The following is a 13,334-nucleotide window of genomic DNA, read 5'->3' on the forward strand; positions in this document are numbered from 1 at the left end:
CGGTCTTTTTTTATATCCTACATTTAAACAGGTCGTTTTTCTTGATGTAATGCATCATGGATAGCTTCAACCAATTGTTGTGCAATTTCTTGCTTTGAAGCTTTTTCAAGATCACGTTTTTCCATTTCATATTGTTCAGCAAAAAACACAGTCATCGCATTTTCATCTGAAGCAAAACCAATATCCGCTCTTGAAACATCATTGCATGCGATCATATCTAGTTTCTTAGCCACCAATTTACCTGCGGCATATTCTTCAACATTACGCGTTTCAGCTGCAAAACCGACCATAAATGGACGTTTGTCTTGCAAAGCTATCGTCGCCACGATATCAGGATTTTTAACAAGAGAGACAGCTAACTCATCACCAGCTTTTTTGATTTTATGTTCCGCAACTTCTGCAACACGATAATCCGCTACGGCAGCTGTCGCAATAAATACATCACATCCTGTTTCCAACTGATTCATGCTTAAATCAAGCATCTGTCTCGCTGAAGATACATTTAAACGCTTCACCCCATTCGGTGTATCTAAACTGACAGGACCCGCGATCAGTGTCACCTCAGCACCTGCTGAATAACATGCAGCAGCAATAGCAAACCCCATTTTTCCAGTGCTGTGATTTGAAATATAGCGCACTGGATCAATTGCCTCTCGAGTTGGACCTGCGGTAATCGTCACTTTTTTACCCGCCAGCAAGCCAAATTTTTCTGCAATTGCACGCTGCGCTTTATGGAAATATTCTCGTACCTGTTCAGCTAAATCTTCAGGCTCAGGCATACGTCCTAATCCAACATCGCCACACGCTTGAGAACCCGCCTCAGGCATAATGACATGCACACCATCATCGACCAAAGTACTCAAATTGCGCTGTGTTGCTTTAGCCGCCCACATTTGTTGATTCATGGCTGGTGCGATCCAAACAGGTGCTTTTGTTGCCAAATAGAGTGTACTGAGTAAATCATCCGCTAGTCCGCAAGCAAATTTAGCAATACTGTCACAACTGGCAGGAGCGACAAGCACCAAATCCGCCCATCGTGCTAATTCGATATGCCCCATTCCAGCTTCAGCTTCTGTATCTAGAAGTTCAGTATGTACTGGATTACCCGACAATGCTTGAAAGGTAAGCGGCGTAATAAAAGCTTGGGCACCTTGAGTCATTACAACTCGGACATTAAATCCGTAATCTTTAAGTCGGCGTACTAAGATGGCACTTTTATAAGCAGCAATACCACCAGTAACAGCAAGAATAATATTTTTATTGGAGAACACACTAAGATCAAAACTCAAGATCACGTCACCTTTTTATTGCAGTGGCGCTCACAATAGCATTAAATATTCTGCCACCCAAGATATACCTTGGTGAATATTCAAAAGTTAAAATAATTTAAAACAGTGAATAATAATGAATAATTCGATCAAACAATGGCCCGAACAAGAACGACCGCGAGAAAGATTACTCCGCCAAGGTGCTCATAGCCTCTCTGATGCAGAACTCCTCGCCATCTTTTTAAGATCAGGATCTCAACAACATTCTGCGGTCGAATTAGCAAGATTGATGTTGCAACATTTTGGAAGCTTAAATGCAGTGTTTGATGCATCGATAGACGAAATTCGCATGTTCCATGGCATGGGAGACACTAAATACTCTCAATTGATGGCTGTAAAAGAGCTTGGACGGCGTTACTTGCAACATCAATTGAACCAACAAATTGATTTAAGTCGCTCTGATTTAATTCAAGATTATCTTCGTTATGAACTTATTGGCGAATCTCAAGAGATTTTCGCGGTACTCTGTTTAGATGCAAGGCTCAGAAAAATTAATTTTAAAAAATTATTCTTTGGTTCTACTAACCACTGTGCAGTTTCAATTAATCAGTTTATTCGACATATCATCCACACTCAGGCGAGTGCTGTGATTATTGCACATAATCATCCTTTAGGAATTCCTCAGCCCTCAATTGACGATATCAATTTGACGAAATCTTTAAGTAGAGCTTGTAATTTAATTGAGGTTAAATTACTCGATCATGTCATCATTTCCACCGAAGGCAGCTACTCTTTTATGGAGCACCAACTGATCCGAGAATAAGTCTATAAATTACAGAATAAAATTGCTCGAAGTTTCCATTTTTTATCATTGACAATACTCGCTGAACTAGTGAAGATCATAGAAAAATGAAAGATTGATTTACATGATTGTTCGTGATCAAACCGATACGCTAAAACTATTATTTTCATGGCGTGGAACCATCTTACCGAAGGTATTACCTCCACTTGGAATCGTTATGCTGATTTCAGCAATCGTGGGGGGAATTGAATATATAAATCTCTATAGATTCCCTGAAATTCCTTTGGTTGGGTTTACACTGATCGGAGTAGTATTGTCGATTTTTTTAGGTTTCAAAAATTCGGCGTGTTATGACCGTTGGTGGGAAGCGCGTAAATTATGGGGGAGCTTAATCGCCAATGCTCGACATTTCGATCGAGACTGCCGGATCTTGCCGCAAGGTCGTCGTGAACGTGTAATTCAGCATATGATTGTTTTTGCGAACGTACTGCGTGACCGTCTTCGTCATCAAACAGTCAGTCCCGATGCTTTGCATCAAACCAGTGGCATGAGTCCACAAGCTTTAACTCAACTTTACCAGCAAGCCAATGCACCACAATACACATTAAGTTTGATTCAATGGGAGTTGATGCAGTCACTGAAAGAAGGCGAAATTTCAGACATTATTTATACACAAATGAACCAACATGTAACTGAATTAAGTTTGGTTCAAACAGGCTGTGATCGTATTGCTACAACTCCTTTACCTTATGCTTATTCAGTACTCTTAAACCGTACCGTTTATTTTTTCTGTTTTATGCTTCCATTTAGTTTAGGCTCGGTGCTCGGTTTGGCGACACCACTTTTAGTCGGTATTTTAGCATATACGTTTTTGGGGCTTGATGCGCTCAGCTCTGAAATAGAAGAGCCTTTTGGTACACAAAGTAATGATCTTCCACTCGATGCCATGGTTCGTACAATCGAGATTGAACTACTCGGGACTTTAGGAAAACCAACTCCTCCACCGATCCAAGCACAAGATCACAACTTACTTTGATTCGTGACAACTGAATGTCTTATCAACGCCTAAAATTCTCTTATCCGTTGTTATAAGAGAATTTCTATACAATAAAACTTTCCCAGATGCCAACCTGCCCCTCTTTCACTTGAGGGATATTCCCCAATTTTATCCATGGCATATTATCTCCATGAAAATCACTTCCAACTGATACTTTAAGCCCAAATTCGGCAATCATTCGGTCTACCATTTGTCGCGTCGAGGTAGGCTCAATCGCAGGTGGCAACTCAACTGCGTCGCCTCCGTAACGTGCAAATATTTCAATTAAATAACGAATGTTGGTCGCAGATAAATCATAACGGGTAGGATGTGCCAAAACAGCAAACCCTTGAGCCTCATGAATTACACGTATCGTTTCCTCCAGACCAAGTCCTTCAAACTGAACATAAGCTTTTTTACCTTCCTTGATATATTTGTCAAAAGCTTGTTGCGGACGTGAAACATGACCCTTCTCGACCAACGTCTTCGCAATATGGGTTCGTGTCACACGATCAGGTATACCCTCGACCTTCGCAACCACATCCGCGTAAATATCCTCTCCAATAAGAGGCTTCAACAATTCACAGATGAGTTGAGCACGTTCAGCTCGAATTATCTTTTGTTGTTCTAGTAGCTTATGCAAAGGATCAGGTGATTGCATATTCAGTGCGACCACATGCACACCATAACTTTTTTTGGTCGAAGGTCTAGACCACTGACTTGAAATTTCCACACCTGAAATAATTTGAATTGGTTGATTTTTTGCAACTTTTTCAGCCAAAACCAAACCATCCATGCTATCGTGGTCAGTCAGTGCAAGGGTATGTATCCCTTTTTCGAGCGCAGCTTGAACCAGTAACTCTGGCGATAAAGTTCCATCAGAAATATTACTATGTGTGTGTAAATCTACGCCTTGCATCTTTTATACTAATCCATCCACCTGAACTGCATAGATACTTTAACATGAAAGCACTTTTAGACTTTGTGCCACTCATAATTTTCTTTTGGCTTTACAAAACTGTCGATCCCAAAGATAACAATCACCCTTTACTGCAATGGATCGGCTCTGCAGGTGGCGTCGATAATAACCATATTCTCGTTGCTACAACGGGCTTAATCATTTCTATGCTCGTGGTCTACGGCGCATTATTTGTCCGCCAAAAATTTCATCTCGATAAACAACAATGGATTGTTTTATTTATGACGGTGATTTTTGGTGGGATTACTCTCATGTTGAGTGATGATTTTTATATTCGTCTCAAAGCAGCGATCTTGAATTTTGTATTTGCTGGTGCTTTCTTAATTTCACCTTATTTTGGTAAAGACCGCAAACCTCTCATTCAACGCTTATTTGGTCCTATTTTAAATTTAACACCGCAGGGATGGAAAAATTTAAACTATGCTTGGGCCGCGATGTTTGTTGGTATGGCATCATTGCATATTTTCTTTGCTTTCGTGTTCATGGATGGAAAATATTGGGGTGAATTTACTGCTTTTGGTGACATGATTGTGATGTTTTCATTTATCATTATTCAATTCATCATTTTACGAAAACACTTTAAATCTGCAGAAGAATAATCGTGTTGAAAGAGGATATAGAGATTTCGCCATGCCCTTATTTGTAGTGACGTGTACCGACCAAGAAGGTACTGTTGAAAAACGCTTAGCAACACGCCCACAACACCTTGCACGCCTTGAAAAACTGGCTGAGGAAGGTCGCGTAATCGTCGCTGGCGCGATGCCAAAAGATCGTAATAACCCACAAGCTGGATTTTATGGCAGCACCCTTATTTTAGATTTTGAAAGCCGTGAAGCGTTAGATGAATGGTTAGCAGATGAGCCTTTTTTAAAAGAAGGTATTTATGCCAGCATTGACGTAAAACCTTTTAATAAAGCATTACCACATGAATAAGATGATGAATTTGACACGCTCTGCTCTTTTCATCAATTTTGCATTGGTATCTTCAGCTTGGGCTGAACCCGCAGCAACTACTGCTGCACCAGCGAATCCAGCTGCACAGTCTCAGCCAGCAACAGCTACGCCTGCAAAGCCACTTACAGCTGAACAAATTGCACGAAATAAAGCGCTTCAAGAAGCAAAAGTAAAGGCTTTAGTCAAAGACCAAGCAACACGTCTCCAACAGCTTGAAAAAGCAAACCTAGAAGCTTTAGCACAGAATCAAGAATTACAACTAAAAAATGATAATTTAGGTGTACAAATTCAGGTGCTTCAAAGTGAACGTAGTGCTCAAATGTTTCTGTACGGTGCAGCAACAATGGCTGTCGGTATTTTTGTCGGCTTTATTATTGCCAGTTACATCTATACAAAACGACGTCGTCAGTGGTAAACCACTGACACGCTTTTCAAAGGTTTCAAATTTTGACTCAGGCCATTCAAACTGCTGATCTCGATTGGCAACTCGTTGATGGAATCGATATTCCAGTTTCTAAAATTTTCGGTGATGTTTATTTTTCAAAAGCCAATGGCCTTCTTGAAACGCGTCATGTCTTTATCAATGGTAATGATCTACATGAACGCCTATCGGACTTAAAACCATTTGAACATTTCACAGTCGGAGAAACTGGCTTCGGCACGGGTTTAAATATCCTCACCCTTTGGCAACTTTGGCAATCAATTCGTCCAAATAATCATAGTCAACTGCATGTCATTACGGTGGAAAAATTTCCATTGAGCAAGGCTGATCTGATCCGAGCTTTAAATGCTTGGCCTGAACTGAAACATTTATCAGATCAACTCATTGCCCAATATCCACTGCCGATTGCAGGATGCCACCGCCTTCATTTTCCAGATGAGCGTTTTAGTATTGATATTTGGTTAGGTGATGCACATGATGTTTTTCCAGTCATTGCCAAAACTAGCACTGTCAATGCATGGTTTTTAGATGGATTTGCTCCTGCCTGTAATCCAGATATGTGGGAAGAACAAGTTCTGAATCAAATTATTCGACTATCAGATATTGGAACTACTTTTGCCTCTTTCAGTGTTGCTGGCATCCTCAAAAGAGGATTAAAAAAACACGGCGTGAAAATTACACGCCCAAAAGGGTTCGGACACAAACGTGAAATGCTAAAGGGAGTTTTACTGCCTTTAGACGAAGAGGCTGAAAAAAGTGAACTCTCTCCCGAAGATTACCAATACAAACCACACTCAAGTTCTCAACGCCGTATAGGCATTGTAGGCGCTGGAATTGCGGGTTTAAGTTGTGCCTATGCCTTTGCATTAAGAGGTCACCGCGTCCGCCTATTTGACCACCATGAGCCATTAAGTGGCGCGTCAGGAAATCCTCTGGCTTTATTGAATCCCAAACTCTGTCCTATTGAACAAAGTGCCGATCATTTGATGACATTAGCATGGCAACATGCGATGAACCATTATTCAAAATTTAAAGCCTTTGACGAAGCACAAGTCCATCAAATCCCTCTTAAACACGTTGATGAACTTCTCGATCTTGCAAATCAATATCCAGAAAACATACTCGAAGCAAATTCTGCCGCTGAAAACAGCCTGTTCAACCAAGCATTCCTCACCCTGAAACAGGCTGGAACAATCAGACCGCATGATTTGGCTAAAGAAATTTTATCGAATGAACTGATCGAATTTCAGCAAGCGACAATCAAATCGTGGGACCGACTTGCCAATCATCAAGTCGGTATAACAGATCATGTTGGACAACAATATCAATTTGACCACGTGATTATTTGTTGTGCCCGTGAAAGTATGAATCTCTTTGATGATTTTCCGATTTTAAAACCGATACGTGGTCAAGTTAGCTGGTTTAATCATGTTTCATCTTCACAGTTCAAGAAACATGAAGCATATAGCTATGGTGGCTACTGTATGCCTTTAAATGATCATCAAATCATTTTAGGTGCTTCTTTTTACCCTAATCGAGATGATCAAGATGTTCTTGATGAAGATCATGAACATAACTACAGGTTACTTGCAGATCTCGCACCAGATATTGCTGCACAATTTCCTGACCATCATTCTTGGCATGGTAGAGCTTCTGTTCGTGCACAAAGTCAGGATTATTTTCCGCTTTTAGGTCAGGTTGAATCTGATACTGAGATTTATACACTCTCAGGTTTGGGATCTAAAGGCTTTTTATTTGCTCCTTTGTGTGCTGAAATTCTGGTGGCTCAAATCTTAAAAACAGCATGCCCTATATCTGAAACTTTACTCAATAAACTCAATGTTCATCGATTTAGAAAGAAAGTAAGAATAAAGAAGCCATATTTTCAGGCTAAAACTCAATCATCATGATTTATTGAAACTAAAAAAGCGCCATAAGGCGCTTTTTTCAACCATGATTAACCTTGCTCTAAAGGTAATCCTGCCTCACGAGCAGCACGAGTACCACCCATTAAGACCACATATTCACGTGAACTATCAAAGCCTTCTAATAGTTCTGCAGCACGTGGTGCTTTACTTCCGCCGCCACATAAAATGTAAATCGGTTGATCCGCTGCAACTTGAGCCAGGCTTTCTGCTGAAAGTGTGGAAATCGGTTGGTTCACCGCTCCTTTCACATGTGCTTCAGCATAAGCACTTGTATCACGTACATCCCAGATAATCGCGTCAGCTGGGAACTCAAATGTTGTAATTTCTTGTTTACGGATCATTGCGCACTCCTTTGATGTAAACAACACTTGGCAAATGAAGAAAACATCCCTAGCATCTCAGATATTCTTTCTATTTGTAAAGGTCTAAACTATGCCATCTTTCGATATTGTTTCAGAATTAGAGATTTTTGAAGTAAATCATGCAGTTCAAAACACACAAAAGGAAATCGGAACGCGTTTCGACTTCCGTGGTCAAGACGTTTCGATCGAATTAAACGAAAAAAATAAAGAAATTAAGATCTCGACTGAAAGTGACTTCCAATGTGAGCAAGTTTACAACATGCTGGAAAATCACTTTTATAAACGTAAAGTCGACGTTCAAGCACTAGATCCGCAAAAAATGACAGCATCTGGCAAAAATGTCATTCAAGTCATTAAACTTAAAGACGGTCTTGACTCTGATACAGCAAAAAAAATTAATAAAGCCATTAAAGAAAGTGGTATCAAAGTGCAATCTTCTATTCAGGGCGATAAAATCCGAGTCACTGACAAGAAGCGCGATACATTACAACAAGTTATGGCGTTCTTAAAAGAACAACAATTCGGTATCCCACTTCAATTTAACAACTTCAAAGACTAATCTCTTTGCTCCATCATAGGAACTGATCATGGCAAAAGGCAATCGTTTATCTAAGTTAGTAAAAGCGACATCTAAGTTTCCACAAGGTATCCGTAGTACTTTATGGAGCAAAGCTTTTGGCCGTGTCGTTCCAATGGTGGGAACCGCCAAATTACGTTATCTTGAAGTTAGTCATGCTAAAGTTGTCGTTAAAATCGAAAACCATAAAGCAATGCAAAACCATATTGGTCAAGTGCATGCATGCGCAATGGCGCTGATCGCTGAAACAGCTACTGGCTTTGTTACGGGCATGAATGTACCCGATACCTCAATCGTATTAATAAAAAGCTTAAAAGTAGATTTCAAACGCCCATCTAAAGGTGCGATGACTGCAGTCGCTACATTGACTGATGATCAACAAAAACAGATGCAAGAGTCTGAAAAAGGTGAAACCCTTGTCAAGGTGATCGTGACAGATGAGTCTGGCGAAGAGCCAATTCAATGTGAAATGCTCTGGGCTTGGATTGCAAAATCTCAACTTAAGCAATAAAGCTCATGATCATATTGATCCTAAAAAAGTTTCCCTAATAAAAAATCCCAACAATGTGATTTTTTGTGATTAGATGCTTAGAGATTCTTGAAACTTTTGTTTAACATCATCTGGAATCTGGCGTTTTGCCCCTTTTACATCTACCGCAACAAAAGTGAAAACTCCTTCTGTCACTCTTTTCGCTGGACGTGAAGAGTCGTGACTATCCCACACTTCAATTTGCATTTGAATGGAGGTATTTCCGAGCTTTAAGATTTTAGTATAACAACTAATGACATCACCCACCTTAACAGGCACAAGGAATGTCATTTGATTAATTGCAATGGTTGCACAGCGACCTTTTGTATAACGCTCTGCATGAATAGCTCCAGCCAAATCCATTTGTGAAACAATCCAACCACCAAAAACATCCCCACTCCAGTTGGTATCTGCAGGCATAGCAATGGTTTGAAGGGATAATGTACCTTCTGGCTTAAGTTGAGAATCTGACACAGTCACTCCAAATATTGGCCTATTGGTTAAGCATTTAATTGCTGATCTAACCAATCTTGTAATTGATTTGCACGTAATGCACCACTTATTCTAGCAATTTCATTGGTTTTATTCATCAATACCAACGTTGGAATACTACGAACATGAAAGGCAGTACTTAAACGTGGATTCGCTTCAGTATCTATCTTCGCAAAAACCACATGCGGATTTGATTTGGCTACTTCGGCAAAATGCGGTGCCATCATTTTACAAGGCCCGCACCATTCTGCCCAAAGATCAATCAATACTGGTAAATCACTATTGGTAATAAAATTGCTAAAGTTTTGCTCATTCAGCTCAATAGGGGCAAGCGGAATCAAATGCTCATGACATTGACCACAATTCGGCTGAGATTGGATTTTATCTTCAGGTACACGATTTTTTGCGCCACATGTTGGACAAACAACAATCACGAGTTTACTCCTCTATTTTGATCTAAGAATTCTAATTGAAGCTTGATTGCGCTTTCCATCCAATTTGCTTGATAAATATCAAAATGTGTCATATTCCACTCATGGTATTCCACATAAGGTGCCATATTGGTTACCGTTTCACGACTAATTTCTATGGGAATAACTGCATCTTTCTTGGCAGCAATAAATAACACAGGAATTTTAATACTTCTTGCCGTAGTAATCGGTCGAAATCGTATGACGTCCAACATAGCTCTTGCAGGCACCTCACCGCTCCAATAATAGTTTGAATCAACGATCGACATATACCCTTGATAACTATCCTGACTCGGGTAAAAACTTAATGCATAAGGATGAACGACAGGCATTTTTTTTCCAACACGTCCAACTTTGGCTGCCATTAAATCCTGACTCGATAACTTTAAAGCCTGCGCCATATGTTGAATTGGATAAATTTTACTGCTGGCATTTCCGTCCACAAAGGGTACTTGCGCTATTGCAGCCCGAATCCCATTTAACTCAGATGCAAGTTTTAGAACATATCCGCCACTCAGACCCGTTCCCCATAAGAAAAGCTGGTGCCCATCAACCAAAGGGAATAATTTGATATGCGCAATCACAGCATACCAATCTTCTAGCTGCTGACGGATAGAGACCATTTCTCGTGGTTTACCCGTACTTCCTCCCCAACAACGATAGTCGAAGAGTACAACCGCGAACCCTGATTGAGCAAAACGTTGCGCATATTGGATTAATTTGAATTGACGTAATCCTGCAAAACCATGCGCCATAATAAGCACAGGAGGTCTTTTAACTTTGACAGGCAAATAAAGGTCAGTAGCGATCAACTCATTTGCTTTTTGTACGTACAGCGGCTCTACGGTGTAATCGTACATAGGTGCTCCATGCATGTATTCATACGATTTTTATTTTAAATTTTTTGTGTCGATCAAAGCTCATATCTGAGCGAGATGCTATGATAGTAGCATAGTCTTTTAATTTATTTTGGGAGTGACGCAATGAGTGAAAATGTAGGTTTTGCTGGTCAAATTGGGCCAGAACATTTAGTTCAAGTTGTTGAAAAAGGATTTAAATCTGTGATTAATAATCGCCCCGATATGGAAGGCGGACCAGAACAGCCAACAAGTGCCCAAATTGAAGAAGCTGCACGCGCTCAAGGCTTAGATTATGTATATCAACCTGTAGTTGCAGGTCAAATTACTGAGCTTGATGTTCGTACTTTTGCAAATCATTTCAATGAGCTACCAAAACCAGTATTAATGTTCTGTCGTACGGGAAATCGCTCTAACAATCTCTACCAATTAGCAAAACAAATGGATTTGCTTGATGACTAAGATGTGGTTTAGATTCATCCTTTCCATCTTCATTTTTAGTATCGTAACGCTAAGTCATTCAGCATCAGAACCGCTCAGTAAAGCACTTAATCCATCTGTGAGTATATCGGGTCATATGACGGCTACAAAATTCAATGCCTTAATGCAGCAGGGATTTAAGTCTGTGATCGTTAACCGTCCTGATCAAGAATCAGGTAACGAAACAACTGCAAGTGAATTAAGAGCTTTAGCCGAAAAGTCTAAAATCAGTTTGATTTACCAACCTGTTATTTCAGGTCAAATAACAGATGCAGATGTTCATGAGTTTGCGAAGTATTACAATAGTCTACCTAAACCTATACTTTTAGTATGTAAGTCAGGTAGTCGTTCTACGTTACTATTTAATAAAGCAAATTCATTAGGACTCATTCATGAATAAAATTTGTATTGCATTATGTTGTTCGTTTCTTTTACTCGGTTGCACATCAATGAATGTAAAACCAACTGTTGGTGTGCATGCAGGTACATCATTATAAGATAAATGTATCTTATTCATTTTAAAGGCGCACAAGCGCCTTTTTCTTTCATCTTCTTTCAATAACAACCATGAAAATACTTAGTTTTAAATAATACAAATTTTCAAAATATGGATATCACCAAAAGTTAAAGGTTTAAGTGTAATAAATTGAAAAAAAAACTTCTTCATCGAAGTTTTTTTTATATAGTGAATTCAAATCATTCTTACTCAATACAATATGTACGATATCATTATTATTGGAGCTGGTACTGCTGGTATTTCAGCTTATAAAGAAGCCATTAAAACTACACAAAATATACTTATTGTGAACGACGGTCCGTGGGATACCACTTGTGCTCGAGTAGGTTGTATGCCGAGTAAAGTTCTAATTTCATCAGCTAATCTTGCCTATAATGCGAGAACTTCAGAACAACTTGGGCTAAAAATTTCTTCTCAAATTGACACTAAAGATGTTATGCAACATGTACAGCAATTACGTGATCGATTTACAAAAGCAACACTGAAGGACGTTAATTCATGGCCTACAGCGCACAAAATTTCAGGTCGCGCAACATTTGTAAATGCAAACACAATCAATGTTAATAATAAGAAATACCAAGCTAAATCGTTCATTATCGCTGTTGGTTCAAGACCAACAGTAAATCAAGATTGGCAACAAAAACTTGGTCATTTATATTTAACTTCTGATCAAGTCTTTGAAATACCTACTTTACCAAAAAGTTTAGCTGTAATTGGAAGCGGTGTCATTGCAATCGAACTTGCACAAGCCATGCAGCGTCTAGGTGTGGAAACTACAGTTTTTGCTCGCAGTAAAAAAATTGGTTCATTGACTAGCCCAGACTTACAAACGCTTGCTCAAGAAATATTCTCAAAAGAATTAAATATCAAATATGAGATTTTACCCGAGCAGGTTGAGAAATTAGGCGAAGATAAGGTTCAAATTAACTTTATCGAAAATGGTAGCAATAAAGCTATAGAAGTTGATTACCTATTATCTGCGACTGGTCGTACCACGAATTTAGATTCTTTAAATATTCAGTATATAAATGATGAATTCATTGATCTAAAGCAACTACCTGTTGATCCAACCACTAAACAGCTTGGTGACTACCCCATTTACATTGTAGGTGATGCATTTACTGCAACGCCTATCCAGCATGAAGCATCTTATGAAGGTAAATTGGCAGTTCATAGTTGCCTCAATCAACATCAATCGAGTCAGAAAAAAAGTCTTACCCGATTGGGTATTATGTTTAGCTCACCAGAAATGGCAGGGGTCGGCTCCACTTATCAAACACTGCGTAAAGCCAATCATAAGTTCGTTACGGGTATCGTATCGTACGAAAAGCAAGGACGAGCGATTGTCAATGGACAAAATATTGGGGCTGTAGAGGTTTACGTCGATCGACACTCACGTAAACTTCTCGGAGCAGAATTTCTTTGTTATTCAGCAGAACATTTAGCACATTTGCTCGCTTGGGCTATCTCCAGTGATCTTACTGTTGATGAAATTCTAGATCACCCTTTCTACCATCCAACGCTAGAGGAAGGCCTAAGAACTGCGTTAAAACACGCTCGACGACAACTTTAATCTATTGTTTGATGTAAGGCCCTATGATTAGGGCTTATATTTTACATTCTAATTCATTCTTTACTGCA

General features: G+C 39.5%; 17 protein-coding genes. 11 read left to right on the plus strand and 6 right to left on the minus strand.

The window, feature by feature from the left end:
* Window positions 1-23: 23 nt before the first annotated feature.
* Complete coding sequence (gene coaBC, locus CL42_RS13630) at window positions 24-1,289, minus strand: bifunctional phosphopantothenoylcysteine decarboxylase/phosphopantothenate--cysteine ligase CoaBC (protein ID WP_035269682.1); 1,266 nt, start codon at window positions 1,287-1,289, stop codon at window positions 24-26.
* 115 nt (window positions 1,290-1,404) lie between these two features.
* On the opposite strand from coaBC, the gene radC reads away from it, so the two are divergent.
* Both radC and CL42_RS13640 read left to right on the plus strand, forming a co-directional pair.
* Entirely contained in the window at window positions 1,405-2,091 is a 687-nt protein-coding gene (gene radC / locus CL42_RS13635; protein ID WP_035269684.1) for a RadC family protein, read from the plus strand.
* A gap of 103 nt (window positions 2,092-2,194) precedes the next feature.
* Window positions 2,195-3,106: a bestrophin family protein gene (locus CL42_RS13640; RefSeq protein ID WP_035269686.1), complete on the plus strand. Its 912-nt coding sequence runs from the start codon at window positions 2,195-2,197 to the stop codon at window positions 3,104-3,106.
* Window positions 3,107-3,170: 64 nt separating this feature from the next.
* On the opposite strand, the gene CL42_RS13645 is transcribed toward CL42_RS13640, so the two are convergent.
* The gene (locus CL42_RS13645) at window positions 3,171-4,025 is read right to left on the minus strand and encodes a PHP domain-containing protein (protein ID WP_035269688.1); all 855 of its coding nucleotides are present in this window, start codon (window positions 4,023-4,025) and stop codon (window positions 3,171-3,173) included.
* 44 nt (window positions 4,026-4,069) lie between these two features.
* Here CL42_RS13645 and CL42_RS13650 point away from each other — a divergent pair, with 44 nt between their 5' ends.
* The 4 genes from CL42_RS13650 to mnmC are packed head-to-tail and all read left to right on the plus strand — an operon-like array spanning window position 4,070 to window position 7,391.
* Window positions 4,070-4,684 (plus strand): inner membrane-spanning protein YciB, encoded by a 615-nt coding sequence (locus tag CL42_RS13650; protein WP_035269690.1) that lies wholly within the window; start codon window positions 4,070-4,072, stop codon window positions 4,682-4,684.
* A gap of 31 nt (window positions 4,685-4,715) precedes the next feature.
* On the plus strand, window positions 4,716-5,018 hold the full coding sequence (locus CL42_RS13655; RefSeq protein WP_035269693.1) for a YciI family protein: 303 nt from the start codon (window positions 4,716-4,718) through the stop codon (window positions 5,016-5,018).
* A 1-nt stretch (window position 5,019) separates the two neighbouring features.
* Window positions 5,020-5,454, plus strand: a complete 435-nt coding sequence (locus CL42_RS13660) for a hypothetical protein (RefSeq protein WP_035269723.1) — start codon at window positions 5,020-5,022, stop codon at window positions 5,452-5,454.
* 32 nt (window positions 5,455-5,486) lie between these two features.
* Window positions 5,487-7,391 carry an FAD-dependent 5-carboxymethylaminomethyl-2-thiouridine(34) oxidoreductase MnmC gene (mnmC, locus tag CL42_RS13665; protein ID WP_035269696.1) on the plus strand — a complete coding sequence of 635 codons (1,905 nt, stop codon included), beginning with the start codon at window positions 5,487-5,489 and terminating at the stop codon, window positions 7,389-7,391.
* 47 nt (window positions 7,392-7,438) lie between these two features.
* Here mnmC and CL42_RS13670 read toward each other — a convergent pair whose 3' ends face one another.
* Window positions 7,439-7,750: a rhodanese-like domain-containing protein gene (locus tag CL42_RS13670; protein ID WP_035269700.1), complete on the minus strand. Its 312-nt coding sequence runs from the start codon at window positions 7,748-7,750 to the stop codon at window positions 7,439-7,441.
* A gap of 91 nt (window positions 7,751-7,841) precedes the next feature.
* Here CL42_RS13670 and CL42_RS13675 point away from each other — a divergent pair, with 91 nt between their 5' ends.
* Window positions 7,842-8,330 (plus strand): YajQ family cyclic di-GMP-binding protein, encoded by a 489-nt coding sequence (locus tag CL42_RS13675; RefSeq protein ID WP_035269703.1) that lies wholly within the window; start codon window positions 7,842-7,844, stop codon window positions 8,328-8,330.
* A 28-nt stretch (window positions 8,331-8,358) separates the two neighbouring features.
* A complete protein-coding gene (locus tag CL42_RS13680; RefSeq protein ID WP_035269707.1) occupies window positions 8,359-8,859 on the plus strand; it encodes a DUF4442 domain-containing protein in 501 nt (166 codons plus the stop codon).
* 69 nt (window positions 8,860-8,928) lie between these two features.
* Here CL42_RS13680 and CL42_RS13685 read toward each other — a convergent pair whose 3' ends face one another.
* The 3 genes from CL42_RS13685 to CL42_RS13695 form a co-directional block, all read right to left on the minus strand.
* Window positions 8,929-9,297, minus strand: coding sequence for an acyl-CoA thioesterase (locus CL42_RS13685; protein WP_218945426.1), 369 nt, complete (start codon window positions 9,295-9,297; stop codon window positions 8,929-8,931).
* Between the two features lie 80 nt (window positions 9,298-9,377).
* Window positions 9,378-9,803, minus strand: coding sequence for a thioredoxin TrxC (gene trxC / locus CL42_RS13690; RefSeq protein WP_035269710.1), 426 nt, complete (start codon window positions 9,801-9,803; stop codon window positions 9,378-9,380).
* Window positions 9,800-10,699, minus strand: coding sequence for an alpha/beta hydrolase (locus CL42_RS13695; RefSeq protein WP_035269712.1), 900 nt, complete (start codon window positions 10,697-10,699; stop codon window positions 9,800-9,802). The genes trxC and CL42_RS13695 overlap by 4 nt, the downstream gene beginning before the upstream one ends.
* A gap of 123 nt (window positions 10,700-10,822) precedes the next feature.
* Between CL42_RS13695 and CL42_RS13700 the strand changes: the two genes are divergently transcribed.
* The 3 genes from CL42_RS13700 to CL42_RS13710 all read left to right on the plus strand — a co-directional run bounded on the left by CL42_RS13700 (window position 10,823) and on the right by CL42_RS13710 (window position 13,266).
* Complete coding sequence (locus CL42_RS13700) at window positions 10,823-11,158, plus strand: TIGR01244 family sulfur transferase (protein WP_035269714.1); 336 nt, start codon at window positions 10,823-10,825, stop codon at window positions 11,156-11,158.
* A complete protein-coding gene (locus CL42_RS13705; protein ID WP_035269717.1) occupies window positions 11,151-11,576 on the plus strand; it encodes a beta-lactamase hydrolase domain-containing protein in 426 nt (141 codons plus the stop codon). The genes CL42_RS13700 and CL42_RS13705 overlap by 8 nt, the downstream gene beginning before the upstream one ends.
* A gap of 316 nt (window positions 11,577-11,892) precedes the next feature.
* Window positions 11,893-13,266: a dihydrolipoyl dehydrogenase gene (locus CL42_RS13710; protein WP_035269719.1), complete on the plus strand. Its 1,374-nt coding sequence runs from the start codon at window positions 11,893-11,895 to the stop codon at window positions 13,264-13,266.
* The last annotated feature ends 68 nt before the right edge of the window (window positions 13,267-13,334 follow it).

It is taken from the genome of Acinetobacter sp. Ver3, from assembly GCF_000632455.1.
Classification (GTDB): Bacteria; Pseudomonadota; Gammaproteobacteria; order Pseudomonadales; family Moraxellaceae; genus Acinetobacter.